At 60.8% G+C, this 25,236-nt stretch carries 20 protein-coding genes; 9 read left to right on the top strand and 11 right to left on the bottom strand.

Going from position 1 to position 25,236, the window contains the following annotated elements; translation table 11 throughout:
* Window positions 1-55: 55 nt before the first annotated feature.
* The 3 genes from ACQZ40_RS12180 to pepN all read right to left on the bottom strand — a co-directional run bounded on the left by ACQZ40_RS12180 (window position 56) and on the right by pepN (window position 5,727).
* The gene (locus tag ACQZ40_RS12180) at window positions 56-2,392 is read right to left on the bottom strand and encodes a PAS domain-containing sensor histidine kinase (RefSeq protein WP_078054246.1); all 2,337 of its coding nucleotides are present in this window, start codon (window positions 2,390-2,392) and stop codon (window positions 56-58) included.
* 237 nt (window positions 2,393-2,629) lie between these two features.
* The gene (locus tag ACQZ40_RS12175; RefSeq protein WP_125144618.1) at window positions 2,630-2,950 is read right to left on the bottom strand and encodes a carboxymuconolactone decarboxylase family protein; all 321 of its coding nucleotides are present in this window, start codon (window positions 2,948-2,950) and stop codon (window positions 2,630-2,632) included.
* A gap of 128 nt (window positions 2,951-3,078) precedes the next feature.
* Window positions 3,079-5,727, bottom strand: coding sequence for an aminopeptidase N (gene pepN / locus ACQZ40_RS12170; RefSeq protein WP_448748032.1), 2,649 nt, complete (start codon window positions 5,725-5,727; stop codon window positions 3,079-3,081).
* A gap of 440 nt (window positions 5,728-6,167) precedes the next feature.
* On the opposite strand from pepN, the gene ACQZ40_RS12165 reads away from it, so the two are divergent.
* The gene (locus ACQZ40_RS12165) at window positions 6,168-7,103 is read left to right on the top strand and encodes a DMT family transporter (protein WP_059753763.1); all 936 of its coding nucleotides are present in this window, start codon (window positions 6,168-6,170) and stop codon (window positions 7,101-7,103) included.
* 256 nt (window positions 7,104-7,359) lie between these two features.
* Here ACQZ40_RS12165 and ACQZ40_RS12160 read toward each other — a convergent pair whose 3' ends face one another.
* The 3 genes from ACQZ40_RS12160 to ACQZ40_RS12150 all read right to left on the bottom strand — a co-directional run bounded on the left by ACQZ40_RS12160 (window position 7,360) and on the right by ACQZ40_RS12150 (window position 9,943).
* Window positions 7,360-7,551 (bottom strand): hypothetical protein, encoded by a 192-nt coding sequence (locus tag ACQZ40_RS12160; RefSeq protein ID WP_003509784.1) that lies wholly within the window; start codon window positions 7,549-7,551, stop codon window positions 7,360-7,362.
* 150 nt (window positions 7,552-7,701) lie between these two features.
* A complete protein-coding gene (locus ACQZ40_RS12155; RefSeq protein WP_078054244.1) occupies window positions 7,702-8,601 on the bottom strand; it encodes a uracil-DNA glycosylase in 900 nt (299 codons plus the stop codon).
* A gap of 43 nt (window positions 8,602-8,644) precedes the next feature.
* Window positions 8,645-9,943, bottom strand: a complete 1,299-nt coding sequence (locus ACQZ40_RS12150; protein WP_448748031.1) for an Hsp70 family protein — start codon at window positions 9,941-9,943, stop codon at window positions 8,645-8,647.
* 305 nt (window positions 9,944-10,248) lie between these two features.
* Here ACQZ40_RS12150 and ACQZ40_RS12145 point away from each other — a divergent pair, with 305 nt between their 5' ends.
* Window positions 10,249-11,220, top strand: coding sequence for a diguanylate cyclase domain-containing protein (locus ACQZ40_RS12145; RefSeq protein WP_448748030.1), 972 nt, complete (start codon window positions 10,249-10,251; stop codon window positions 11,218-11,220).
* A 22-nt stretch (window positions 11,221-11,242) separates the two neighbouring features.
* Here ACQZ40_RS12145 and ACQZ40_RS12140 read toward each other — a convergent pair whose 3' ends face one another.
* Complete coding sequence (locus ACQZ40_RS12140; RefSeq protein WP_080856149.1) at window positions 11,243-12,031, bottom strand: SDR family oxidoreductase; 789 nt, start codon at window positions 12,029-12,031, stop codon at window positions 11,243-11,245.
* Between the two features lie 181 nt (window positions 12,032-12,212).
* On the opposite strand from ACQZ40_RS12140, the gene ACQZ40_RS12135 reads away from it, so the two are divergent.
* Window positions 12,213-13,133 (top strand): cation diffusion facilitator family transporter, encoded by a 921-nt coding sequence (locus ACQZ40_RS12135; protein WP_448748029.1) that lies wholly within the window; start codon window positions 12,213-12,215, stop codon window positions 13,131-13,133.
* Between the two features lie 57 nt (window positions 13,134-13,190).
* Here the strand turns inward: ACQZ40_RS12135 and ACQZ40_RS12130 are convergent, their stop codons facing one another.
* Entirely contained in the window at window positions 13,191-13,964 is a 774-nt protein-coding gene (locus ACQZ40_RS12130) for a hypothetical protein (protein WP_236761156.1), read from the bottom strand.
* A gap of 292 nt (window positions 13,965-14,256) precedes the next feature.
* Between ACQZ40_RS12130 and ACQZ40_RS12125 the strand changes: the two genes are divergently transcribed.
* The 3 genes from ACQZ40_RS12125 (at window position 14,257) to ACQZ40_RS12115 (ending at window position 18,268) form a co-directional block, all read left to right on the top strand.
* Window positions 14,257-14,970, top strand: coding sequence for a DNA helicase (locus ACQZ40_RS12125; protein WP_338810194.1), 714 nt, complete (start codon window positions 14,257-14,259; stop codon window positions 14,968-14,970).
* Window positions 14,971-15,409: 439 nt separating this feature from the next.
* Complete coding sequence (locus ACQZ40_RS12120) at window positions 15,410-17,074, top strand: electron transfer flavoprotein-ubiquinone oxidoreductase (protein ID WP_448748028.1); 1,665 nt, start codon at window positions 15,410-15,412, stop codon at window positions 17,072-17,074.
* Between the two features lie 453 nt (window positions 17,075-17,527).
* Entirely contained in the window at window positions 17,528-18,268 is a 741-nt protein-coding gene (locus ACQZ40_RS12115) for a pentapeptide repeat-containing protein (RefSeq protein ID WP_448748027.1), read from the top strand.
* A gap of 87 nt (window positions 18,269-18,355) precedes the next feature.
* Here ACQZ40_RS12115 and ACQZ40_RS12110 read toward each other — a convergent pair whose 3' ends face one another.
* Window positions 18,356-19,372, bottom strand: coding sequence for a zinc-binding alcohol dehydrogenase family protein (locus tag ACQZ40_RS12110; RefSeq protein ID WP_142846236.1), 1,017 nt, complete (start codon window positions 19,370-19,372; stop codon window positions 18,356-18,358).
* A gap of 103 nt (window positions 19,373-19,475) precedes the next feature.
* Here ACQZ40_RS12110 and ACQZ40_RS12105 point away from each other — a divergent pair, with 103 nt between their 5' ends.
* Together ACQZ40_RS12105 and ACQZ40_RS12100 are read left to right on the top strand one after the other, a co-directional pair.
* A complete protein-coding gene (locus ACQZ40_RS12105; RefSeq protein ID WP_080817341.1) occupies window positions 19,476-19,865 on the top strand; it encodes a winged helix-turn-helix transcriptional regulator in 390 nt (129 codons plus the stop codon).
* 120 nt (window positions 19,866-19,985) lie between these two features.
* Window positions 19,986-20,822, top strand: a complete 837-nt coding sequence (locus ACQZ40_RS12100) for an undecaprenyl-diphosphate phosphatase (protein ID WP_080817340.1) — start codon at window positions 19,986-19,988, stop codon at window positions 20,820-20,822.
* Between the two features lie 233 nt (window positions 20,823-21,055).
* Here the strand turns inward: ACQZ40_RS12100 and mgtE are convergent, their stop codons facing one another.
* Together mgtE and ACQZ40_RS12090 are read right to left on the bottom strand one after the other, a co-directional pair.
* Entirely contained in the window at window positions 21,056-22,432 is a 1,377-nt protein-coding gene (mgtE, locus tag ACQZ40_RS12095; protein WP_078054236.1) for a magnesium transporter, read from the bottom strand.
* Window positions 22,433-22,680: 248 nt separating this feature from the next.
* On the bottom strand, window positions 22,681-23,925 hold the full coding sequence (locus tag ACQZ40_RS12090) for an MFS transporter (protein WP_304982380.1): 1,245 nt from the start codon (window positions 23,923-23,925) through the stop codon (window positions 22,681-22,683).
* A 235-nt stretch (window positions 23,926-24,160) separates the two neighbouring features.
* Here ACQZ40_RS12090 and ACQZ40_RS12085 point away from each other — a divergent pair, with 235 nt between their 5' ends.
* Complete coding sequence (locus tag ACQZ40_RS12085; protein WP_448748026.1) at window positions 24,161-25,069, top strand: diacylglycerol/lipid kinase family protein; 909 nt, start codon at window positions 24,161-24,163, stop codon at window positions 25,067-25,069.
* Window positions 25,070-25,236 lie beyond the last annotated feature (167 nt).

Raw genomic sequence — 25,236 nt, 5'->3', positions numbered from 1 at the left:
AATCGCGCACTCGACCTGTACATATTGCAGGAAACTCAGCGCGTCCGACGCCAACTCAATGCACCGTCCCGCAGCACCCCGCCGCATGCGGAATGATGATTGTCACCACCGTCCCACGGCCCTCACACGAGCGGATTTTCATCGTGCCGCCATGCAGCTTGACGAGCGAGCGGGAAATCGCAAGCCCGAGGCCGGAGCCGCCCTGGCTCTTGGCATATTGGCTCTGCACCTGTTCGAAGGGCTGGCCGATCTTGTTGAGCGCCTGGGCGGGAATGCCGATGCCCGTGTCTGCGATGGTGAGGATCATGGCCGCCTGATGCACATGGGTGCGCAGCGCGATGCGGCCGCCGTCGCCGGTGAATTTCACGGCGTTGGAGAGCAGGTTGAGCATGATCTGCTTCATGGCGCGACGGTCGCCCTGCATGGTCAGCCCAGCGCAGACCTTCTGCTGCACGGTGATGTTCTTCTGCTCGGCCTGAATGGCGGTCAGCCGCAGGGTTTCCTCGATCAGCGGCGCGAGATCGATGGTCTCGCGGTTGATGCGCATATGGCCCGCCTCGATCTTCGACATGTCGAGAATATCGTTGATGACGTTGAGCAGGTGTTTGCCGCTATCGTGAATATCGCGGGCATATTCGGAATATTTCGGCGAACCGACCGGCCCGAACATTTCGTTTTGCAGGATGTCGGAAAAGCCGAGAATGGCGTTGAGCGGCGTGCGCAGCTCATGGCTCATATTGGCGAGGAATTCGGATTTCGCCCGGTTGGCGGCCTGGGCGCGCTCTTTTTCGGCGAGGTAATTGGCGTTGGCGTCGGAAAGCTCGGTCTTCTGCCGCTCCAGCTTGTGCTGCGAGGCGGAAAGATCGCCGATGGTGGCCATCAGCCGGCGCTCGGAATCGCGCAGGCGTTCCTGATGGCGCTTCAGAAGGGTGATATCGGTGCCGACCGAGACGAGACCGCCATCGCGGGTGCGGCGTTCGTTAATTTGCAGCCAGCGGTCATCGGCAAGCTGCACTTCGGTGGTGCGCGACAGGCCGGACTGGTCCGGATCGGCAACGCGACGTTCAACGACGGGGCGGGCGGCTGCGGCATAGACGGTGCTTTTTTCCGTGCCGGCCACCAGCACGCTGTCCGGCAGGCCATAGGCCTTCTGGTAATGGGTGTTGCACATCACCAGACGGTCGTTCTTGTCCCATAGCACGAAGGCTTCCGAGGTGGACTCGATGGCGTCGGCAAGGCGCTGGTCGGCCTCGGCGTAGCGTTGCGCAAGGCGGTGTTGTTCGGTCACATCCATGGCGATGCCGATGACGCGCGGGCCGTTATTGGTGCGGATGACCTGGGCGCGGGCGCGCAGCCAGACATAATGGCCCTTGGCATGGCGCATGCGGAAGATCTGGTCGATCTGGCGCAGATTGCCGCAGCCGACGGCGCGGGCAAGCTCATAGAGATTGCCGTCTTCGGAATGCATCATGCGGGCGGCGTCGGAGAAGGAAAGCGGCGCTGCTTTGGGCGGCAGCCCGAGAATTTCGTAGAGCGAACCCGACCAGAACATGCGTCGGGTGGAAAGATCGAAATCCCACAAGCCGCAGCGGCCGCGAGACAGCGCGGTTTCGACCCGCAGGTTGGATTCGGCGAAGATGTCGTCGGCGTCGCGGGCGCGCTTCACCTGCATGTAATAGGCATAGAGCACGACCAGCAGGATCGAGGAGATGCCGGCAAACAGCGTCACGTTCATGGCGATTTCGCTGCGCCAGAAGGAACGGATCGGCTGTAGCGAGCGGGCCGCGATCACCATCGCGCCGTCGTCGCCGAAGGGGATCATCGTCGCATAGTGCTGCTGGCCGTCAATATTGGTCTCGATGGTGCCGGGCGCACCGGGGAAACGCTGCACGATGGCTATTTCAGGAAGCAAAGCCGGCAGCGACGTGCCGATATAAAGCATCGCTTCCTTGCCGGCGCCGGCGAAAATGCGGCCATTGCTGCCCGAAAGAAGCACCATGGTGCCGTCGGCAAGGCTGCCGGATGGCAGCGCCGCGACCAGATTGGCTTCGGCGCGGGCACGGTCCTGCGCGGTGAAAACGGTATCGTTGTTGAGAAGGGCCGCCTTGGCCGTCAGCGCCGTCAGCGCCGTGGAATGGCGGGCGGCCTCTTCCATGCGGCTATATTCGGCAACGATGCCCAACATTCGTGAGGCCGCGACGACGACGAGAAAGGCGAGGATGAGAATGGGAATGAGACGTTTCAGCAGGGTCTCGACCTGCGGCATCGGGCGGTCGGAGCCATTCATCAAACCCATCAGGTCGCTGGAAAGCCTTTCGCCCCAGGCCGCAAGATCAGAAAATTTGGCATACGGCCGCTCATCGCCCGCAGTCGCCCGCCGCACGTTCGTCATTGTCCCGCCTTCAAGATGTCCCCAGTGATTCGAAGCGCCGCCGCTCGAATATGACTAGTGAATCAAATGCGATTCGCCGTGTCCAGAGGCAAAAGTTAAAAGAATTTTAACCCCTTGAACCGACTCCGTATTTTTTCGGGACGGTCTGTTTCCGTTTTGGTGAAGGCGGGAATTATGAACGAAATCAGTGAGCCGGCAATCTGATCCGGTCTTTGCGGAGCGCCGCTGGAACAGGCGTCAGGTTCCGTCGAAGGCGTCGAGAGCCGGGCCAAGCGCGCTGATCACGCCATTGCCGGCCGCCGGAAGACCGGTCAGCACCGCACTGATGATATCGTCGCGGCTTGCGCCCCGCACCTTGGCTTCCATCACGTGAAAGGCGAGACCGCTTTCCAGACGCAGGGCGGCAAGAATGCCGATATAGATCAGGCTCTGTGTTTTCGCATCGAGCGTGGACGCCGCCCCGAGACCCTGCACGGCCTGAAACCATGCCGCCTTGTGGGCCGGAGCATCGGTCATGAAGCGCTGAAACGAAGCGCTGGTCCTGGACATATCCGTCATCTGAAATTCCTTTCCGGTCTTCAGCCGTTCCCGGCCTCTCGCGCACCATCATATCGCGCAACGCAATACGCCGCCTTGATGGCGATCAAGACGGCGTATCGGCATTGTCCGGAGTTTTGGCGGGGCGGTCAGCCCTTCAGGATGCGCCCGACGATGTCGCTTACATCCGTCGACAGGCCCTTGGCGTCGGCGATCGTCGAAAGCGCCGCCTTGGCGTGCTCGGCACGGCTTGCCTCCAGCGACCGCCAGGAGCGCATGGAAGTGAGAATGCGGGCGGCAAGCTGCGGATTGCGCTTGTCGATGGCGATGATCTGCTCCGCCAGGAACCGGTAAGCGGCGCCATCGGCGCGGTGGAAGCCGGTAGGGTTGGCGAAGGCAAGCGTGCCGACGAGCGAGCGGACCCGGTTCGGATTGGTGGCGATGAAATGTTTCGATTTCATCAGTGCCTTGATCCGGTCGAGTGCGCCGTCGCCCGGAATGGCTGCCTGCAGCGAGAACCACTTGTCGAGCACGAGCGCATTGTCGGCAAAGCGCTTTTCGAAGGCGGCAAGCGCTTCCTTTGTCTCCGTGCTTTCCGGGAAACGCTGGGTCAGCACGCTGAGCGCATGGGCGAGATCGGTCATGTTGGTGGCCTCAGTAAAGGCCTTTGCCGCGCGGGCCGGCGTTTCCTCGGCAAAGGCGAGGAAGGTTAGCGCGCCGTTGCGCAGCGAACGGCGTCCCGCACTTACCGCATCCGGGCTGTAGGCCTCGCCATCAGCCGTGCTTTCGGCAAGCCGCCGCAGCGTTTCGAGCCCGGCTGTCGCAATGGCCTTGATGGTGGCGTTGCGCGCCTTGTGGATGGCGTCCGGGTCATTGTCGCCGCCCATTTCACGGGCGATATCCGTTTCACTCGGCAAGGCGAGAGCCTGCGCCCGGAAGGCGGGCTCAAGTGCGTCGTTGCCGATGATTTCGATGAGCGTTGCGGTCAGCTCCGCATCCGTTTGAACGTCCTTGCCATTCTGCACGGCCCTGGTGGCGGCAATCAGCGCCGGCAGGGCAAGATCGGTCAGCGCCTGAAAGCGCGCGAACATATCCGTCTCATGCCGGGCGATCTGCACCAGATCGGCCGCATTCTGCTCGAAATCCAGATTGATCGGCGCCGAGAAGCTGCGGTTGATCGACAGCACCGGCCGCGAGGAAATGCCGGAGAAGGAGAATGTCTGGTTGCGTTCGGTCAGATGCAGCACGCCGTCGCGATACTCGCCGCCTTCGACGGCCTGAGGCTCGGCGATCTGGCCATTGTCGAGGATCAGCGCCAGCGACAGCGGAATGTGACGCGGCTGTTTTACCGGCTGGCCGGGCGTCGGCGCGGTCGTCTGTTCCAGAGTGAGCTTGAATGTGGACTTGCCCGCATCATAAGCCGAGGATACGGAGACGAGCGGCGTGCCCGCTTCGGTGTACCACAACGAAAACTGTGAAAGGTCACGGCCGCTGGCGTCAGCGAAGCTCCTCACGAAATCCTCGACGGTGGCGGCTTCGCCGTCATGGCGCTCGAAATAGAGGTCCATGCCCTTCTTGAAGTCGTCCGCGCCGAGGATCGTGGCGATCATGCGGGTGACTTCGGCGCCCTTTTCATAGACGGTCGTCGTGTAGAAATTGTTGATTTCGCGATAGGTATCGGGGCGCGGCGGATGTGCCAGCGGGCCGGAATCCTCGGGAAACTGCTCTGATTTCAGATGGCGCACATCGGCGATGCGCTTGACCGGGCGCGAGCGCATGTCGGCGGAAAATTCCTGATCGCGATAGACCGTCAGGCCTTCCTTCAGGCAGAGCTGGAACCAGTCGCGGCAGGTGATGCGGTTACCGGTCCAGTTGTGAAAATATTCATGCGCGATGATGCGCTCGATATTGGCGTAATCCGCGTCGGAGGCGGTTTCCGGGTCGGCCAGCACGAATTTATCGTTGAAGACGTTGAGGCCCTTGTTCTCCATCGCGCCCATGTTGAAATCCGACACGGCGACGATCATGAAGATATCGAGGTCGTATTCGCGGCCGAAGCGCTCTTCGTCCCACTTCATCGAACGCTTCAGCGCGTCCATGGCATAGGCCGCACGCGGCTCCTTGCCATGCTCGACATAAATCTTCAGCGCGACTTCCCGGCCGGACATGGTGGTGAAGGTATCTTCCACCACGCCGAGATCGCCGGCGACGAGTGCGAAGAGATAGCTGGGCTTCGGATGCGGATCGAACCATGCCGCAAAGTGACGGCCTTCATCGTAATTGCCGCCGCCGAGGAAATTGCCGTTCGAGAGCAGCAGGGGATTACCTTCCTTCGCCGCGATGATCGTCACCGTATAGGGCGCCAGAACATCGGGACGGTCGGGGAAATAGGTAATGCGGCGGAAACCTTCCGCCTCGCATTGGGTGCAATAGACGCCATTGGTGCGGTAAAGCCCCATCAGCTGCGTATTGACCTGCGGATTGATGTAATTGGTGACGCAGATTTCGAAGGGCGCCTCCGCCGGCAGGTCGCGGATGGTCAGGCTCTCCGGCGTCGCCTCATATTGACCGGCGGGAAGTTCCACCTGGTCGAGCAGCAGGCTGGAAAGCTTCAGCTCGTCGCCATCCAGAACCAGCGGCGCCTGCCGCTCGGCGCCTTCGCGCCGGTGAAAGATCAGACGGGCCTCGACCTTGGTATTCTTGGGGTCGAGTTCGAAGGTGAGATCCACCCGCTCCAGAACGAAATCGGTGGGGCGGTAATCTGCCAGGTGAACGATCTGGCCCGTGTCTGTTCGCATGACTGTCCCTGAATAACTTTGCGTGGTCTTCCCGGCATCATGTCGTCATAAGGCCCGGATGTAAAATGGGTAGAATATTCGTCACGTTCATGTGCGCGTCGGAGGACATTCTGTCCCGCCATGGAAGGCTTTGCCGGCCATGCAGACAATCCTCCCGCCGCCGGACCTGTGGACCATGGCAGCAAATGTTGAACGATTGCTGAAATTATATTTTATTTTCTTCAAATTTTAGCGCGCGTCGCTTTTGGTTTGCATCATTTCCGCAGCCGCGAAAACAATCCCTCCCCAAATCAGCCGAATTCACGGGTAAATCACATTTTTTGTTGTAAAGCGCCGGGGGAATGCTCTAGCCTTGCGCAATTCCAATTCCCCTGCGTCGTCCTCCCCGCATGAAAAATCCCCCGATGGCGTGTTTGCGCAGCCGATATGAGTAGTTGCCAATGAACGCCGAACCGATGAATCCCTTTCGCGGGATTAGCCTGAAGCTGATTTCGGTCGGCTTTTTTCTTGTCATGCAGACCTGTATCAAGGCCGCAGGCGATGTGCCTGCCGGCCAAATCACCTTCTTCCGCTCCGCTTTCGCCATTCTCCCGATTGTCGTCTATCTGGCGTGGCTGCATGCGCTGACGAGCGCGCTGCACACCAATAATCTTTTCGGCCATTTCAAGCGCGGGTTTCTGGGCATCCTGTCCATGGCCTGCGGCTTTTACGGGCTGACCATGCTGCCGCTGCCGGAATTCATCGCCATCGGTTATGCCTCGCCGCTTCTCGCGGTCGTTTTTGCCGCCGTCATCCTGCATGAAAAGGTGCGCATCTATCGCTGGAGCGCGGTCTTCGTCGGTATGACGGGCGTGCTGGTGATTCTCTGGCCGAAGATGACGCTTCTGAGGGAAGGCGGTTTTGCCGCGGGTGAGGGGCTGGGGGCCATTGCCGTATTGTGCGGTGCGGCGCTCGGCGGTCTGGCGATGATCCAGGTGCGGCAACTGGTGGAGACTGAAAAGACGCCGACCATCGTGCTTTATTTTTCGCTCACCGCCACCCTGCTGTCGCTCGTCAGCGTGCCTTTCGGCTGGAGTGCGTTGAGCATGACGCAGGCCATGCTGCTGATCACCAGCGGCATCTGCGGTGGGGTCGCGCAAATCTTCCTGACGGAGAGTTACCGGCACGCCGAAGTCTCCGTCATCGCGCCCTTCGAATACAGCTCCATCATCTTCGGCATCGCGGTCTCCTACATTCTGTTCGGAGATATTCCCACGGTGACGATGCTGATCGGCACGGCGATCGTTATCCTCGCCGGCATCTTCATCATCTTTCGCGAGCATCAGCTGGGCCTGGCAAGACGGGCGGCCCGCAAGGCCTCGACGCCGCAGGGGTGAGAGATGTTATTGCCGGTGTTTCATGGCAACCTCTTCCGTCATCCCGGCCTTGAGCCGGGATCCAGCCGACGCGCGTCCGCGCGGCGAAAAGAGTTCTTTCAGCCCAAGGACTTGGGCTGGCTGGATGCCGGATCAGGTCCGGCATGACGGAGACTTATGATCGTAAAAACCGCAAAAGCAAAAGGCGCCTTCCCGAAGAAAGACGCCAGCGCGCAATCATATCTGTGGACCAGCGTTAGACTGGCCTGAGTGCTTCTCAGCGCTCGCGGAAATCCGCGAAGACTGCCGAGGGACGCGTCACGCGAACCTGCTGCATGGCAGCGCGTGCGGTCATCTGTTCGTTTGCGGCTGCGCCGAAACGATGGTAGCCCTGACTGGAGCGAGGGCCGAGGCCCGCCAGGCGGAGCGTTTCAAAGCCGGAATGTACCGGACGGAAGCGAGTGGTCATTGCCTTGGTTCCTTAAACCTATTCCTCCCAAGACATGGGGCTATATCGCAGCGCAGCATGGATTCGGCAAGCTGAGCAAATGCGCCGCTGTTATGCGCATTGTGCATGGCTTTTTTCATAATTCATTTACATTGAGCAAGAATAAGGCAGTCAGCCTTCGGCAATCTTTGCCTGAAAAGCCAATAAATCCTGCCATGCCAATGACTTGCTGGCAGGCGCGTTCAAAAGTTCCTGCGGATGCAGGCTGGCCAAAGCCGGCAAAATCAGGTGTCCGGCTGCGACATCACGCCACTGTCCGCGCAGCGTATGGATCGTGCCGGTGCCGCCAAAGAAGAAACGTGCGGTAAAGTTGCCGAGAAGCAACAGGTGTTTCGGCTCCGCAAGGGCGATCTGACGCTCGATGAAGGGGCGGCAGATATCCATTTCGGCCTGAGTCGGCGGGCGGTTGCCCGGCGGCCGCCACGGCACGACATTGCCGAGCATGATGGTACTGCGCTCAAGCCCGATGGCTGCCAGCATTCGGTCGAGCAACAGCCCGGCCTTGCCGGCGAAGGGCAGGCCCTCGCGGTCGTCATCGGCATCCGGCATCGGGCCGATGACCATGATGGCGGAAGCGGGGTCGCCTTCGGTAAAGATCGTATTGCGCGCGCTGTTCTTGAGGTTGCAGCCGCTGAAACCGTCGAGCGCGGTTTTCAGCTCGGCAAGCGACCGCGCGCTTTCGGCCGCAAAACGCGCCGCCGCCACCGCCTGCTCGTCCGGCATGGCGACATTCTGCTGAATGGCGGGAGCCGCCGGTGCGCCGCGCGCCGGGGCGCTGCGCGTCGCCGCCTGCCGCTGAGGCGCATCGGCACGGCGGTCCGCCGGCCTTTCCATCTGGCGTGAAGCTGCTGCGGCCTCCTGCGCAGGCGCGGATCGGGCCGGGCGGGCGGCGGCAAATTCGGCGAAACGATCGACCGGCTGGTCTTCCAGCAGCCAGTCCACGCCCGCATCCGCATGGAAATGCAGGAGGGCGGCGAGTTCGGCCGGGGAGAGGTCGTGAGCGGCGATCATGGGCGGAAATTACCCCATGTTCCCCGCCCGGGAAACCCGCAAATCACACTGTCCAGCGCTGAATGTCGCCGCTTTCGCCGATCATGGCCAGACCATGGGCAATCGAGAGCAACTCGCCGCCGCTTTCGATGCGGTCGGCGTCGAAACGGCGGGTGAAAAGCTCCCGAACCGCCGGCACGAAGGAGGTGCCGCCGGTCAGGAACACCTTGTCGATGGCTTCGGGCGCGACTTTCGTCTTTTCCAGAACCTCGTCGAGCGCTTCTTCTATCTTGGCGAGGTCTTCGGCGATCCAGTTGTTGAAATCGCTGCGCTTCACCATCTTGCCGCCGGCCTTGCCCAATGGTGCGAAGTTGAATTCCGCTTCTTCCGCCGAGGAGAGCGCCATCTTGGTGGCGGAAATCGCCTGATAGAGCGGATAACCCTCGTCATGTTCGACCAGATCGATGAAGAGTTCGAGCTTTTCCGGCTCCAGCGCCGAGCGCACCAGCGATTTCAGGTCGGTGAATTCCTTCGAGGTCTTGAAGATCGACAGCTGGTTCCAGCGGCCGAAATTCACGTAATAGCCGGAGGGCACGTCCAGCACCTTGTCGAAGCTCTTGAACTTGCTGCCCTTGCCGATTTCCGGCGAGACCAGATTGTCGATCATGCGGAAGTCGAAATGATCGCCCGCCACGCCGACGCCGGAATGGCCGATGGGGGTGGCGGAAAGCTTGCCGGCATGGGTCTCGAAGCGGATCAGCGAATAGTCCGTCGTGCCGCCGCCGAAATCCGCCACCAGCACATTCGCGTCCTTCTTCAGGCTTTGCGCGAAATAATAGGCGGCTGCCACCGGCTCATAGACATAGTGGATTTCCGGGAAACCGGCGCGGGTGAGCGCCTCGTTGTAACGGGCGAGCGCCAGCGTTTCATCCGGATTGCTGCCGGCGAAACGCACCGGCCGGCCGGCGATGACGGTGGAGACATCCTCCGGCCATTCCTCGCCCGCATAGGTCTTCAGCTTGCGCAGGAACACGTCCATCAGATCCTCGAAGCTCTGGCGCTTGGCGAAGATCAGCGTGCCCTGAAACAGCGGCGAGGCCGCAAATGTCTTGATCGATTGCAGGAAACGGCAGTCGCCGGCATTGTCGATGAATTGCCGGATGGCGGCATGGCCGGCTTCCACATGCAGGGCGGCCGCACCAAGGCCGGCATCCTTCATGAAGGAGAGCGCCGTGCGCATGCTGTCATCCGTGCCCGCGCTGCTGGTGAAGCGCATGGAACGGCTGGCACCGCCCGCGTCGGAAAGAGCCATGACCGTGTTGGTCGTGCCGAAATCGAGGCCGAGAGCCCGCTTTTGCGTCATCGCCATATCCTTGTTGCCGATAGAAACACCCGCCCGGCCTGAAAGGCGGCCCGGCGTGAAAATAAGGGATGCCTTTGGCACCCCGATGTCAGAGGAGGGCGGTTGATTGCACAGGGCTGACGGAATGGCAAGCGCCTGCACCCGGGTTTATTGTGAAAATTGCATGAAGTAATCACCATGGCTGGAAGGCCGTCATGCCGCCGGCATTAAATATTTTTTCGCATAAAGCGAGTATAAGGCTGAACTATAGCGTTAAAGAGCAGATTTATTTTTGTATTTGTTGTGTTTGCAGACGCGGAGCCCCGATGTCCCGAAAGCCGGCCCGTTCCACCCTCGAAGACGTGTCGCCGGCACAAAACGCCCGCGGCGATGCGGAGAGCTTCAACCGCCATCTCATGGACCTGATGGCGGCGTCCCAGCAGGGTTATGCCCTTTTCGACGGCGAAGATGAACTGCGTTTCGCCAACGCGGCGTTCCGCATGGCGCTCGGCATCGGGCCGGACGAATTTCCGACATGGGCCGATCTGATGCGCATCGGTTACCGCAACTCCACCGGCACGGCCGTCGAGACCGCCGATTTCGAATTATGGCTGCGCTCGGCGGGAACGAGGCGCGGCAAGCTGCCGTATCGCACCATTGAAACCAGCCTCAATGACGGGCGCTGGATGCTGACGACCGAGACGACGCTGCCGGGCGGCTGGATGCTTTGCGTCGTCACCGATATTTCCGAACTCGGTGTTGAGCTGCGCGATCTTCGCCAGGAGCGGGACAGGGCGCTGAAATTCGCCCTGAGCGACGAGTTGACCGGCCTCGGCAACCGTCGCTACGTCATGGATATTCTCAATCACAGGCTTGGCCCCAACAAGGCCGAGGCCCTTGCCGTCATCATCATGGACATAGACCACTTCAAGTCCGTGAACGACCGTTTTGGCCATGCCTGCGGCGATCTGGTTCTCAAGGACTTCGCCGCCCGACTTTCCGCTGCGGTCGCCCGCGACGATCTCGTGGGGCGGATCGGCGGTGAGGAGTTCCTGCTGATGGTCGCCGGTTCGCGCGTTTTAGGCGTTGAGGCGGTCATGCAGGGGGTGCTGTCATCACTGGCGCAGGCCTCACCGCTCGCAGACATGCCCGGTTTCCGATACAGCTGCTCGGCGGGCATTGCCTTTGCAAATCCGGGTGAGAGCGCAAGCGATGTCCTGCGCCGGGCCGATACCGCCCTCTACGAGGCCAAGAATACTGGCCGGAACCGCTACGTGATCTACGGAGCGGCTTCCTGACCGGATTCGTAGCTCTGTGGCCTTAATTCGACTTCGCCGCGCCGCCATCTACCCTGAGCATCGTGCCGGTGATGTAGCTTGCCGGCACCGAGCAGAGGAAAGCGCCGGCGGCTGCGAATTCCTCGACCGTGCCGAGACGGCCGGCCGGAATGCTCTTCACGGAAGCCTCGCGAATTTCCTCGACGCTTTTGCCCAGACGCTTGGCGTTGGCGCCATCGAGTTCATCGATGCGGTCGGTGTGGATACGGCCGGGCAGCAGCAGGTTGGAGGTGATGCCGAAACCGGCCACTTCGGAGGACAGCGTCTTGCTCCAGCCGACCAGTGCGCCGCGCAGCGTATTGGACAGCGCCAGATTGGCGATTGGCTCGAACACGCCGGAGGAAGCGACGGTCAGGATGCGGCCGAACCCCTGTTCCTTCATCTGCGGCAAAAGCGCATTGGTGAGCGTGATGACGCGCAGCACCATCGACTGGAAGAAGGTATCCAGCTTGTCGGACGTCATTTCCTGCGCAAGGCCCGGCGTCGGGCCGCCGGTGTTGTTGACGAGAATGTCGATGCCGCCGAGCTTTTCCCTGACGGCCTGAACCATGGCCTCGACGAAATTGTCCTCGGCCAGATCGCCCCACACCCAGTCGGCCTTGCCCTTGCCAAGCGCATTGATCGCCTTGCAATTCGCCTCCAGCTTCTCGCCGCTTCTGCCGACAAGAAGGACATGTGCGCCTTCTTTCGCCAGCGCGGTGGCAATGCCCAGCCCAAGGCCGCGAGAGGAGGCGAGAACAAGGGCGCGTTTGCCGGAAATGCCGAGATCCATGGGTTTTGTCCTGTCTTGTGAGTGCTCAATGTGCTGTTTATAGAGCATTTCCAGGAAAAGTGGACCCCGGTTTTCCGCCTGGAAATGCTACAAAACAAAGAGTTAGAGGATTTTCTCGATTCAAGGAAAAGAGAAAGCGCTCCGCCAAGGCGGCATCCGGTTTGAAGGTAAAATACACGTCATGACAGAACAATCCCTGCTCAAATTCTCCATTGCCGTCACGGTTCTCCTGGCGCTCTTCGGCATCGGCGCAGGCCTGTTCTCCGGCTCCTTCGCCGTGGTTTTCGATGGTGTCTATGCGCTGACGGATGCTTTCATGACGGTGCTGGCGTTGCTTGTCGCGCGGCTGATCGCCGCTTCCGCCGCGCCCAAACCCGGCGGCCGGCTGGTGGAGCGTTTCACCATGGGCTTCTGGCATCTGGAGCCGATGGTGCTCGGGCTTAACGGCACGCTCCTGATGGGGGCGGCGATCTACGCCCTCATCAATGCCGTCGACAGCCTGATGGATGGCGGCAGATTGATCGAGTTCGATTACGCCATTGTCGTCACCTTCGTCAGCTTCGCCGTCTCGCTCGCCATGGCATGGTTCGTCAAACGGCAGAACCGCCGGCTGAAATCCGCCTTCGTGGCGCTGGACGCCAAAAGCTGGCTGATGAGCGCGCTTCTGAGCATGGCGCTCTTCGTCGCCTTCGCCGTGGGTTACGGGCTCAAGGGAACGGCGCAGGCATGGCTCGCACCCTACATCGACCCGGCCGTGCTGGCGCTGGTCTGCCTCGTCATCATTCCCATGCCGCTCGGCAATGTGAAACAGGCGCTGGCGGACATCCTTCTGGTCACCCCGCTGGAATTCAAGCAGCATGTGGACCGGGTGGCCGCCGAGACGGTGGAGAAATTCGGTTTCTCCTCGCACTATTCCTATGTCGCCCGCGTCGGCCGCGGCCGTCAGATCGAACTCTTTTTCATCGTCCCGAAAAACTGGCCGCCACGGCGTCTGGAAGAATGGGACGCGATCCGCGACGAAATCGGCGATGCGCTGGGCGGCGAGGGGAGCGACCGCTGGCTGACGATCGTGTTCACGACGGATGAGGAATGGGCGGTTTGAGTGGGGAGGTCTGAGGGGCAGGGTTGCAGCCCCTTTGCGTCAACCGGGTATGAACTGCTACTGATCCATAGCGCAAAGCCCGTCGCAATTCTGGTTCATGAAGAGCGATTTCAGCGCCTGCGCCTTGTCGTGTTCAAGCCCGGACAGTTCCGGCAAAATCGTGTCGATCTGGGTGGCCATGGCGGTTCGGTCGGCAAGGGAGGTCGCGGCGACCACGGGAATGGCGCTGGCATTGAGGGCGTTCAGCAAAATGAGCCGGTTCTCGGATCGCAGATTCGGTGAGCGCAGCATAAGGGTCAATCCGGTAAACTGCTCCATGATGCCAAGGCGCATCTGGCGCAGGCCATCGCGACGCGCCTTGTTCATCTGATCGGCAGGAAGCACAGCGACAAAATCGGTAATCGCCTCCAGCTGAGCCGCGTGGACATGTAATAGATAGGCTCCGGCGCGTGCGATTTCGTCCTGGTATTTGAACGTATTTGCCGCTGTGTCCGGAAGGCTGCCGTTCTGTGGGGTAAACAGTGCATAGGTTTTAAGAACGGCGCCCGCATTCGCGCCGATGGCGATGAGCGCTGGAACATCGGCGGACCGGTATGGCTGCCTGCCAAGGGTCCCCTCCACATTCCAGAGCCGGTCCAGCACCTTCGCATGAGCGGGGTTGGACAATCGCGGTAAATCCCCCTGCGCGCGCGTTTCCCGCGCGAGCGTGTCGAGGCCCTGAAATGCTGCGGCCGATTCGTTTTGATTGGCGGAAGAGACATCGGCCTTTGCCACCAAGGGCATCGCGCCAAACCACGACAATAACAACAGCGCTGGAATCAATCGCTTCAAGGTGGCGTTCTCCTCAATTGAACTGACGTTCTTTTTCACGGTGCATGACAGGTTTTATGGCGCCCGCAACTCGAGCGCAACATCAGGTAGCAATTCCGACGACCTGCCGAACGGCTTGCGCCCCTTGCTGCGAATCGCGCAACCCGCTAGCTTTCAACCACAGGCTAGACCCAAGCCTCCCCCCTCCTTTCGGGAAAGCATCGCACATGCAGGGTGACGCCAAATCATCGAACCATCTGTTCGAGCATCGCATGAGGAGGGGTTGCGTTTCGGCTCGCGATGGAGGTCTTTGATGAAACTTTCTGCACCGATATTTCAGCTGAAACGCCGTGCAAAGCTGATGGCGCGAAACAATGATGTTCCGCTGAATGAAGCGCTGGATCAGATCGCGCAAGAAGAGGGCTTTGCAAGGTGGAGCATGCTGTCGTCCCGAATGTCTTCCAGGCCACTTTCCGAAACGGTGCTTTCCCGCCTCGATGCCGGCGACCTTTTACTGCTCGCTGGCCGACCCGGGCAGGGCAAGACCATGCTTGGTCTTCAGCTTCTGATCGATGCGGCCCGGGACGGCCGCGAGGCGTTTCTGTTTACCTTGGAATTGACCGAAAAACAGGCGGGAAAATATCTCCAATCGCTTGAAAAAGAGAATGAAGGCTTCGCCAACCAAGTTCAGATTGTCACTTCCGATGAAATTAGTGCGGACTACATCATCGATCGGATGTCGGGGTCACGACCGGGAACAGTCGCGGTGATCGACTATCTCCAGGCGCTGGATCAACAGCGGAGCAAGCCCGTTCTTTCCGAGCAGCTACGAGCCCTCGGTGATTTTGCGCGACGGACAGGTTGCGTTCTGGGCTTCATTTCGCAAATCGACAGATCGTTCGATCCGGAAAGCAAGCGGCTTCCCGACATTCGCGATATTCGCCTTCCGAACTTCGTCGATCTCGGCCTTTTTAACAGGGCGTGCTTCCTCCACGACGGCGAAGCGCAGCTTCAGGACGTCACCTGATTGCCTGCCGCGACTTGACGGGTCGCGGCAGTCACTCTCCTGAAATCTGGTTTCGGCATAGCGCGGACACGTGCCTGAAACCGCGTGAGAAGACAGCGGAAAACGCCAAGCAACTGCGGAAATAGGGCCGCCACAGCCTTGCCGCCTTCTTCAGTATCCGGCTTTAACAACCCTTGACGCCCGTGCGCGTCACTCCTATTCTTTTATTTACGTGAACGTAAAAGTAATAAAGCAATCATCAGGTTGTCTGACAATTGACTGGCGTGCGACATGTTTTGCCGCTATAGAAGCTCGACAAAGGCGTCCTGCTTTGCGAAGACAGGCGCTGGTGGATGCGGTGTCGCGGATGGCTTTTTGACCGGCGCAGGCGATGCGCCGGGAATGCCTGAAAGCGGATATAACAACAGCCGGATGGGACCGGCGATGCGGAGAGGATGAGATGACGGAAGCGATGGAACTGCCCGAACGCGAAGCGATGGAATTCGACGTTGTGATCGTTGGCGCGGGTCCTGCGGGCCTTGCCGCCGCGATCCGGCTGAAGCAGGTGGAGCCGGAGCTTTCGGTCGTCGTTCTCGAAAAGGGCGCGGAAGTCGGTGCGCATATTCTCTCCGGTGCCGTGGTCGATCCGATCGGCATCGACAGGCTGCTGCCGGGCTGGCGCGAAGAGGAGGGGCATCCCTTCAAGACCGAGGTCAAGGACGACCAGTTCCTGTTCTTAGGCCCGGCCGGCTCCATTCGCCTGCCGAATTTCATGATGCCGCCGCTGATGAACAATCATGGCAATTACATCGTCTCGCTCGGGCTGGTCTGTCGCTGGCTGGCGGAAAAGGCGGAAGGGCTCGGCGTCGAAATCTATCCGGGCTTTGCCGCAACCGAAGTGCTCTATAACGATGAGGGTGCGGTGATCGGTGTCGCCACCGGCGATATGGGCATCGAGAAGAACGGTGAGCCGGGCCCGAACTTCACCCGCGGCATGGAGCTGCACGGCAAATACGTGCTGATCGGCGAAGGCGTGCGCGGTTCGCTCGCCAAGCAGCTGATTTCCAAATTCGATTTGTCCCGGGATCGCGAGCCGCAGAAATTCGGCATCGGCATCAAGGAACTCTGGCAGGTGAAGCCGGAGAAGCACAAACAGGGTCTCGTGCAGCATTCCTTCGGCTGGCCGCTCGGTTTCAAGACGGGCGGCGGTTCCTTCCTCTATCATCTCGAAGATAACCTCGTCGCCGTCGGCTTCGTGGTGCACCTCAACTACAAGAACCCCTATCTTTATCCCTTCGAGGAATTCCAGCGCTTCAAGACGCATCCGGCCATCCGCGAGACCTTCGAGGGCGGCAAGCGCATCTCCTATGGCGCGCGCGCCATCACCGAAGGCGGCTACCAGTCGGTACCTAAGCTGACCTTCCCCGGCGGTGCGCTGATCGGCTGTTCCGCCGGTTTCGTCAATGTGCCGCGCATCAAGGGCAGCCATAATGCGGTGCTGTCGGGCATGCTGGCGGCAGAAAAGATCGCCGCGGCGATTTCCGCCGGCCGCGCCCATGACGAGGTGGCGGAGATCGAGGCCGAATGGCGCGACGGCGATATCGGCAAGGACCTGAAGCGGGTCAGGAACGTCAAGCCGCTGTGGTCGAAATTCGGCACGCTGATCGGCGTCGGTCTTGGCGGTCTCGACATGTGGACGAACCAGCTGTTCGGCTTCTCCGTCTTCGGCACGCTGAAGCACGGCAAGACGGATGCGGAGAGCCTTGAACCGGCCTCGAAACATAAGCCGATCGCCTATCCGAAACCAGATGGCGTGTTGACCTTCGACCGCCTCTCCTCGGTGTTCCTGTCCTCCACCAACCATGAGGAAGACCAGCCGGTGCATCTTCAGGTGAAGGACATGGCGCTGCAGAAATCGTCCGAGCACGACGTCTTTGCCGGCCCTTCGACGCGTTATTGTCCGGCCGGCGTTTACGAATGGGTGGAGAAGGACGGCGAAGAAGTCTACGTCATCAACGCCCAGAACTGCGTGCACTGCAAGACCTGCGACATCAAGGACCCCAACCAGAACATCAACTGGGTGCCGCCGCAGGGCGGCGAGGGGCCGGTTTACGCCAATATGTGACGGCGATTACGGCCGAAGCCTTCTCTTCCGTCATGCTCGGGCCTGTCCCGAGCATCTGCAACGGATTGATTTCACGATACGTGGATAGGTCCTCGGGACGGCCCCGAGGATGATGCCGAGCGTGGGAAGACCGCTCGCAATCACTCTCAGCCATTGTGTCATACGGCCGAGAGTGACGACATTTGTGGAACGAGCAGACCTCTGATCGAAGGGCCAATTTCCCGCGAAGCAGACGCGTCGTTAACGGTTGCCGTGTCTAGCCCGGGATGAGAGAGCGGCGTTCACAGCCCGTCTCCCCGTCAGTATTTGTGGATTGCTCTTCGATTTCCTACATATAGGATGTTGGGGTGTTGCGTGGTCGCGTGGCCCGTGGATTGTGGTTCAGCGATGCGGTAACGCCTTGAATGTGCATATGGTCCTAGGTACCGTCGCCCGACGGCAGGGAGTGAAGGAATGTCCGGCTTTCAAAGGCTGAATATCGTGCGGAAGACAGGGTTCGTTGCCGGTGTGGCGACGCTTGCGATGATTGCCGTTTCTTTCAGCGGCGGTCCGCTGGTGGCCGCAAGCTGCCGTACCGACGCCATGGCCGGCATCGACTGGCGCGAATGCAACAAGCGTCTGCTGATGCTGGGCGGCAGTAATCTCGATTCGGCAATGCTTTACGGCACGGATTTCACCTATACCGACCTGCGCGGTTCGTCGCTGAAGGGGGCCAATCTCGAGAAGGCCAAGCTTATCCGCACGGCCCTTGGCGAGGCGAACCTGCAGGGCGCCAATCTGACCAAGGTGGAAGCCTATCGCAGCGATTTCTCCGCCGCCGACGCCACCAACGCCAAATTCGTCAATGCCGAAATGCAGCGGACCAAATTCGAAAACACCAAGCTGGACGGCACGGATTTCACCAAGGCTGAACTCGGCCGCGCCGATTTCGAGGGCGCGACGCTGAACGGCTCGAAATTCTCCCTGACCAATCTGTCACGAGCCCGTTTCGGCGGCGCCAAGCTCGGCGGTCCGGTGGATTTCACCAGCGCATTCCTGCTGCTGACGAGGATCGAAGGGGTCGATCTTTCCGCTGCCACCGGCCTTGATCAGAAACAGATCGACATTGCCTGCGGCGACGCCAAGACCAAATTGCCGAACGGACTCACCGCGCCGGCCTCCTGGCCGTGCCCGGAAGATCCGGACGACGATTGACAGGAATAGCCGGGCGTTTTTGCGCTCGGCCCAAACATCTCCATAAGCGGAAGAGAAGCGTCCGCGATGCGGACGCCTCACCTTCGATCAGAAGCCCGAAAGCACGATCTTGCCCTTGGCCCTGTTGCTCTCGATCAGCGCATGCGCCTTGATGAGATTTGCGGCATTGATGGTGCCGAAAACCTCGGTCAGCGTCGTCTTGATCTTGCCGGCATCGACCAGTTCCGCCACGTGGTTGAGCAGCCTGTGCTGTTCGATCATGTCAGGCGTCTGGAAGACGGCGCGGGCGAACATCATTTCCCAATGGATCGAGATGCATTTGCGCTTGAAAGCCATGACGTCGAAACCGCCGGCCGGATCGTCGATCAGCGCGAAACGACCCTGCGGCGCAATGGTCGCCACGCTGTCGGCGGCATGAATGTCGCTGTGGGTGGTGGAGAAGACAAAGCCCGGCGCACCGAGCCCGAGCGCCTCCACCTGCGGGGCGATCGGCTTGCTGTGATCGATGACGTGATGCGCGCCGAGTTCCTTCACCCACGCAATCGTCTCGGGCCGTGAAGCGGTGGCAATGACGGTGAGATCGGTCAGCGCCCGCAGAAGCTGGACGGCGATGGAGCCGACGCCGCCCGCGCCGCCGATGACCAGAATGGCGTTGGCCGCGCCCGGAACCGGCTCCTTCACCCGCAGCCGGTCGAACAGCGTCTCGTAAGCGGTGATGGCGGTGAGCGGCAGCGCGGCGGCTTCCTCGAAATTCAGGGACTTCGGCTTTGCGCCGACAATGCGCTCGTCCACGAGATGGAACTCGCTGTTGGAGCCGGGGCGGTTGATGACACCGGCGTAAAACACCTCGTCGCCCGGCTTGAACAGCGAGACCTTGTCGCCGACGGCCTTTACCACGCCCGCCGCATCGAAGCCGAGCACGCGGGGTTCGCCGTTTTCCGGCGACTGATTGCGGCGCACCTTGGTATCGACGGGGTTCACCGAAACGGCCTTCACTTCCACCAGAATATCGTGCCCCTTCGCTTCCGGCTGGGGCAGGTCGATATCGACGAGGGCGTCTTTCGCGGTGATGGGCTGGCTGGTCCTGTAACCGATGGCGCGCATGAACAGTCTCCTTTGCTTGTTTGCGTGCCTCTTACTTGATACATATGAACATCGATCGCAAGAATGCACATTTTGTGATGATACATACAAAAAGGATACTGGGATGTCGCGACCGCGCGCCAAGCTCACCGGCAACTTTCCCGGCTGCCCGGTGGAGTCGGCTTTAAGTTTCCTCGATGGCAAATGGAAGGGCGTGATCCTGTATCACCTCATCAATGAGGGCACGCTGCGCTTCAACGAGCTGCGCCGCCATATTCCGAGTGTCACCCAGCGCATGCTGACCAAGCAGCTGCGCGAACTGGAAGAGGCCGGCCTGATTTCCCGCACCGTTTTCCCGGTGGTGCCGCCACGCGTGGACTATGCGCTGACACCGCTCGGCGAGACGATGATACCGGTGATTTCGGCGCTGAAAAGCTGGGGCGACGCCCATGTCGTGTGCAGGAACGGCGCGAAATATACCCGCCTTCCCGAGACGAAGGAAAAGGCCGCCTGAAAAATCACGGGTAAAAGCGCACCCATCCGTGCGCCTTTTTCATGGTGCGATGCAACATGTATTTGCCCCGATTGATGCATAATGCTGCGATCTCGATTCGCAGCAGGGACATCAAGACACATGAGCATCGGTTGGTTGGAGGCCGCATTTCTCGGCTTTTTGCAAGGGCTTACGGAATTTCTTCCGATTTCTTCAAGCGCGCATCTGAGGATCGCCGGGGAGTTCCTGCCCTCCGGCGCGGATCCGGGAGCCGCCTTCACCGCGATTACGCAGATCGGCACCGAAGCGGCCGTGCTGGTTTATTTCTGGTCGGATATCATGCGCATTGCCATCGCCTGGCTCCGGCAGAACTTTCGCCTTGGCGAGTATAACAAGGCCGATGCCCGGCTCGGCTGGCTCATCATCATCGGTTCCGTGCCGATCGTCTTTCTTGGCCTGTTCTTCAAGGATGCCATCGAGCACTCGCTGCGCAACCTTTACATCACCGCCGTGATGCTGATCGTCTTCGGCATCGTTCTCGGCGTTGCCGATAAAATCGGTGAGAAGCGTTACAAGCTGAACCAGCTCATTTGGCGAGACGGTATCCTGTTCGGTTTCGCGCAGGCCATGGCGCTTATCCCCGGCGTTTCGCGCTCGGGCGGCACCATCAGCGCCGGCCTGCTTTTAGGCTACACCCGCGAGGCGGCCGCACGTTATTCCTTCCTGCTCGCCGTTCCCGCCGTCTTCGGTTCCGGTTTTTACCAGCTCTTCAAGAGTATCGGCGAGGACAATCCAGTCGGCTGGGGCCCGACGGGGCTCGCGACCCTGATCGCCTTCGTTGTCGGTTATGCCGTGATCGTCGTCTTCCTCAAGCTTGTCTCCACCAAGAGCTACATGCCCTTCGTCTGGTACCGCGTGGTCATTGGCGTTATTCTTTTGGGGCTGCTGGGAACGGGCGTGATCAACGCGGGTGGGTGATTAGGGCTTTGTCGATTGAAACGACGCTTTTGGCAAAGTTGCATCATTCGCACTCCGTCACCCCGGACTTGATCCGGGGTCCAGCGCGATCAAGTCTTTGATCGCAATAGACTCTTTTCACGGCGCAGACGCGCCGTGGCTGGATGCCGGATCAAGTCCGGCATGACGGAGGAAAAATTATTCTGTGCCCTAAAAAGTTGAAGGCCCGCTCTTCCGAGCGGGCCTTTTGTCTTTTACAGCAACGTACCGCTGAGGATCACCAGCGCCACCGAGAAGTAGATGATGAGCCCGCTGACATCCACCAGCGTCGCGACGAAGGGGGCCGAGGCGCTGGCGGGATCGAGCCGCAGGCGCTGCAGCACGAAGGGCAGCATGGAGCCGGCGAGCGAACCGAAGGTGACGATGCCGACGAGGGCCGCGAAAACGGTGGCGCCGACCAGCAGCCAGTGCTCGCCGTAGTCGTAGAAACCGGCTTGCTGCCAGAGGCTCAGGCGCAGGAAACCGATGGCGCCCAGAATGCAGCCGAGCGTCAGGCCCGTCGGAATTTCCCGCAGCAGCACCCGCCACCAGTCGGAAAGCTTCAGCTCGCCAAGCGCCAGCGCCCGGATGATAAGCGAGGTGGCCTGCGAACCGGAGTTGCCGCCCGACGACATGATGAGCGGAATGAACAGTGTCAGCACCACGGCCTTTTCCAGCTCGCCCTCGAAATGCTGCATGGCGCTGGCCGTCAGCATTTCACCGAGGAAGAGTGCTGCGAGCCAGCCGGCGCGCTTGCGGATCATGTCCGGAAAGCCGATCGTCATATAGGGCTTGCCGAGCGCCTCCATACCGCCGAACTTGTGGGCATCTTCCGTCGTGTCGGCGATCATGGTGTCGATCACGTCATCGACGGTGACGATGCCGAGAATATGCGAGCGGTCATCGACGACGGGAAGCGCCAGAAGGTCGTGCTTGCGGATCAGCCGGGCGACATCCTCCTGCGACATCAAGGGGCTGGCGCAGACGATGCCTTCCTTCGATGCGACGGAGAGGATGGAGGCGCCGGCTTCGCCGGTCAGCAGGCGGCGCAGCGTCACGACGGTGGAAAGCGTTCCGTCCTCAGCCAGCACATAGATGGCATAGACCGTTTCACGCGACCGCTCGACGACGCGGATGTGCGAAAGGGTCTGTTCCACCGTCCAATTGTCCGGCACGCTGACGAATTCGGTGGTCATGATCGAGCCGGCGGTACGCGGCGGATAACCCATCAGGTGCTGGATGGAGAGCGCCGTCGTGCGGTCCAGCCGGGAAAACAGCTTTGCGCGCGGCTCTTCGGCCATTTCCGCCATGACGTCGGCAACGCGGTCGTCAGACATCAGATTGACGAGGCGGGCGGCCTGTTCGACAGGAATATGGGCGATGATGGCGGCGGCGCCATGCAGTTCGGGCCGGTCGAGAATGGCGACGGCCTTTGCCTGCGGCATGGCGAGGAGGGCGGTTACGGCCTCGGCGACATCCAGCGTGTTGAGGTGCTCGACGCGTTCGGCAATGGTGGTGGAGGAACCGGCGTTTCCGCTACGAAGAAGACGTGCGGCCTTGCTGGCCCTCTGGGAGAGGTTGTGGAAGTTCATGATTGCTCACCTTTCCGTCGATTCGCCGATCACGGCGAACGCGGTGGTGAGCCGACAGCGGTCGGATCAGTTCACGTTCGCCGGTCTCGGCAAAGGCAATCGACTGCTACTGTCGCTAGACATCCAATGATGCTCCGTTGAAATCCGCGCCGTGCTGATTGGCCTGCGCGTAAGGCCGTGTTGCGCCTGAAACCGAAAAGAGTCAAGCACCCGATTGTGAAATTTCCGTAAGCTGCGATAGGGCCGGCTCAGGCCGCCTTTTCGCGCCGTTCGACGGTGACGGAAACAAGGAAAACGCCAAGCCCGAGAAGGGAAAGAACCGCGCCGACATAACCAGTGGAGGCGTAACCGAAACCCATGGCGATGACGAGGCCGCCGAGCCAGGCGCCGAGCGCATTGGCGATGTTGAAGGCGGAATGGTTGGAGGCGGCGGCCAGCGTCTGCGCATCCTGCGCCACATCCATCAGCCGCGTCTGCACGGCCGGACAGGCGGCGAAACCGCAGCCGATCAGGAAGACGCAGAGGCAGAGCATGAAAGGATTGTCCGCCGTCATGCCGAACACGGTCATGACAAGCACGTTGAAGGCGAGCATGCCGCCAATCGTGCCGTTGAGCGAAATATCGGCCAGCCGCGAGCCGACCACATTGCCGACATTCATGCCGATGCCGAACAGCGCCAGCACCATGGAGACGGTGGAAACCGGCATCATCGCCACATCGGTGGTGGTCTTGGCGATATAGCTGAAGACCGAGAACATGCCGCCGAACCCGACGGCGGCAATGGCGAGCGTCAGCCACACCTGCACGCGGCGGAAAGCGCCGAGTTCACGCCATACGCTGGCGCCTTCCTCCACCCTGTCACGCGGCTGGAAAAACCAGAGCAGGGCCACCGTCAGAAGCGCGATGCCGCCGACCAGCATGAAGGCCGCGCGCCAGGACAGCAGCTGGCCGAAGAAGGTGGCGAGCGGCGTGCCGAGCAGGGTGGCGATGGTGAGGCCGAGCATGACGCGGCCAACGGCGCGGGCGCGCTTGTGGATCGGCGCCATGGAGGCCGCCACCAGCGCCGCAACCCCGAAATAAGCCCCATGCGGCAGGCCGGTGATGAAGCGCAGAACGGTGAAGCTCAGGAAATCCGGCGCGACGGCGCTCAAGATATTACCGGCCGCAAAAAGCCCCATCAGGCCGAGAAGCAGGGTGCGGCGCGTCATGCGCGCGGCGAGAACCGCGATGATCGGCGCGCCGATGACCACGCCGAGCGCATAGGCCGTGATGACATAACCCGCCTGCGGAACGGTGACGCCATAGGTGGTGGCAACGTCCGGAAGGAGGCCCATGATGGCGAATTCGCCGGTGCCGATGCCGAAGCCGCCGGCGGCAAGCGCCAGTTCGATGAGCGCGATGGCAAGCGGGGAAAGGGCCACGGCAGGAGCGTCCGTGTAAACGGTTTCATTCTCCGCGCCAGGGCGGGCTTCGGACATATTCGACTGGCTCATCGTGACCTGAAAAGCGGGAAGGGCCCACAGAAAAAAGGGCAAGACCGTATGGGAGCGGTCTGCCCTGACTGGAGATGCGCGGTCATGAAAATGACCTTAAGTGATCCCTAACATGAAATGATGCGTTGCGGTAGAGCGATTCTCGGCAAAAGAGCATCTTCACGCGATGGTGTTCGGAACCCTATATAGGGTCAGGCATTTACGCGCGGCTGCCTCAATGGATCGGGTTGGAAACATGAAGCTCATTGCAATTTTCAATCGTGACGGCGGCACGTTTCGCACCACCGACATGGAGGCCTATTGCGACCATGCCCGCGAGGTCTTCACCCGCGCCGGCCACGCCATCGATTGCCGTCTGGTCTCCGGAAAGGATATCGTTGAGGAAATGGAGCGCGCCGCCGATGAGCCGGGCATTGAAGGCATCATTGCCGGCGGCGGTGACGGCACGATTTCCGCAGCAGCCGCCATCGCCTGGAAACACGGCATCGCGCTCGGCATCGTTCCGGCCGGCACCATGAACCTCTTCGCCCGCTCGCTGAAGCTGCCGCTCGATATTCGCCAGGTGCTGGAGACGCTGGCGAATGGCGAGATTGCCAGTGTCGACATCGCCAGCGCCAATGGCCGCCTCTTCGTCCACCAGTTTTCCGCGGGCCTGCATTCGCGCATGGTGCGCTATCGCAACAATCTCGCTTTTGCCTCCCGCCTCGGCAAGATCAAGGCAAGCGTCCGCGCCGCCATCAACGTCATCCTCAATCCGCCGGTCTTCGAAGTGGAATACACCGTCAACGGCGAAACGCAGCATCGCAAGGTCTCGGCCATTTCCGTCTCCAACAATGAATTCGGCCAGAGCTCGCTGCTGGTGGCGGATAATGTCTCGGGCGGCCATCTCGGCTTTTATCTCACCGATCCGTTGCGTCCTTCCGGTGTCGCCAAGCTCGCTTTCGACATTCTGCGCGGCAGGCTGAAGGAAAACGCCGCCGTGACCGCCATGACGGTGACGGATGTGGAACTGCATTTTCCGAAGAGACGCCATGACCTGCGCTGCGTCATCGATGGCGAATTGCTGCCGATGGAGCGGGATGTGGCGCTCGAAGTCCATGCCGGCGAATTGAAGGTGCTGGTGGGTCGGTCGTTCTTCGCATAGCGCGTGACTGAGGAGCAGCGACACCCGCCTATGGACAGGGTGTTTGCCGCTTGTTTCTTCTCCCCGAGGGGGAGAAGTCCGCGGCAGCGGGATGAGGGGGCTACGGTAGAGATATTCGGAGAGCTAGCCCCCTCATCCGACCCTTCGGGCCACCTTCTCCCCGGCGG

Source organism: Agrobacterium sp. 16-172Ci (assembly GCF_053522725.1).
The sequence above is the reverse complement of the archived record's forward strand: the minus strand, read 5'-3'. Positions and strand labels throughout refer to the sequence as shown.

What these genes read in the sequence shown, in the direction of transcription:
- ACQZ40_RS12180 (WP_078054246.1), bottom strand. Translation starts at nt 2,392, where the DNA reads ATGACGAACGTGCGGCGGGCGACTGCGGGCGATGAGCGGCCGTATGCC.
- ACQZ40_RS12175 (WP_125144618.1), bottom strand. Translation starts at nt 2,950, where the DNA reads ATGACGGATATGTCCAGGACCAGCGCTTCGTTTCAGCGCTTCATGACC.
- pepN (WP_448748032.1), bottom strand. Translation starts at nt 5,727, where the DNA reads ATGCGAACAGACACGGGCCAGATCGTTCACCTGGCAGATTACCGCCCC.
- ACQZ40_RS12165 (WP_059753763.1), top strand. Translation starts at nt 6,168, where the DNA reads ATGAACGCCGAACCGATGAATCCCTTTCGCGGGATTAGCCTGAAGCTG.
- ACQZ40_RS12160 (WP_003509784.1), bottom strand. Translation starts at nt 7,551, where the DNA reads ATGACCACTCGCTTCCGTCCGGTACATTCCGGCTTTGAAACGCTCCGC.
- ACQZ40_RS12155 (WP_078054244.1), bottom strand. Translation starts at nt 8,601, where the DNA reads ATGATCGCCGCTCACGACCTCTCCCCGGCCGAACTCGCCGCCCTCCTG.
- ACQZ40_RS12150 (WP_448748031.1), bottom strand. Translation starts at nt 9,943, where the DNA reads ATGACGCAAAAGCGGGCTCTCGGCCTCGATTTCGGCACGACCAACACG.
- ACQZ40_RS12145 (WP_448748030.1), top strand. Translation starts at nt 10,249, where the DNA reads ATGTCCCGAAAGCCGGCCCGTTCCACCCTCGAAGACGTGTCGCCGGCA.
- ACQZ40_RS12140 (WP_080856149.1), bottom strand. Translation starts at nt 12,031, where the DNA reads ATGGATCTCGGCATTTCCGGCAAACGCGCCCTTGTTCTCGCCTCCTCT.
- ACQZ40_RS12135 (WP_448748029.1), top strand. Translation starts at nt 12,213, where the DNA reads ATGACAGAACAATCCCTGCTCAAATTCTCCATTGCCGTCACGGTTCTC.
- ACQZ40_RS12125 (WP_338810194.1), top strand. Translation starts at nt 14,257, where the DNA reads ATGAAACTTTCTGCACCGATATTTCAGCTGAAACGCCGTGCAAAGCTG.
- ACQZ40_RS12120 (WP_448748028.1), top strand. Translation starts at nt 15,410, where the DNA reads ATGACGGAAGCGATGGAACTGCCCGAACGCGAAGCGATGGAATTCGAC.
- ACQZ40_RS12115 (WP_448748027.1), top strand. Translation starts at nt 17,528, where the DNA reads ATGTCCGGCTTTCAAAGGCTGAATATCGTGCGGAAGACAGGGTTCGTT.
- ACQZ40_RS12110 (WP_142846236.1), bottom strand. Translation starts at nt 19,372, where the DNA reads ATGCGCGCCATCGGTTACAGGACCAGCCAGCCCATCACCGCGAAAGAC.
- ACQZ40_RS12105 (WP_080817341.1), top strand. Translation starts at nt 19,476, where the DNA reads ATGTCGCGACCGCGCGCCAAGCTCACCGGCAACTTTCCCGGCTGCCCG.
- ACQZ40_RS12100 (WP_080817340.1), top strand. Translation starts at nt 19,986, where the DNA reads ATGAGCATCGGTTGGTTGGAGGCCGCATTTCTCGGCTTTTTGCAAGGG.
- mgtE (WP_078054236.1), bottom strand. Translation starts at nt 22,432, where the DNA reads ATGAACTTCCACAACCTCTCCCAGAGGGCCAGCAAGGCCGCACGTCTT.
- ACQZ40_RS12090 (WP_304982380.1), bottom strand. Translation starts at nt 23,925, where the DNA reads ATGAGCCAGTCGAATATGTCCGAAGCCCGCCCTGGCGCGGAGAATGAA.
- ACQZ40_RS12085 (WP_448748026.1), top strand. Translation starts at nt 24,161, where the DNA reads ATGAAGCTCATTGCAATTTTCAATCGTGACGGCGGCACGTTTCGCACC.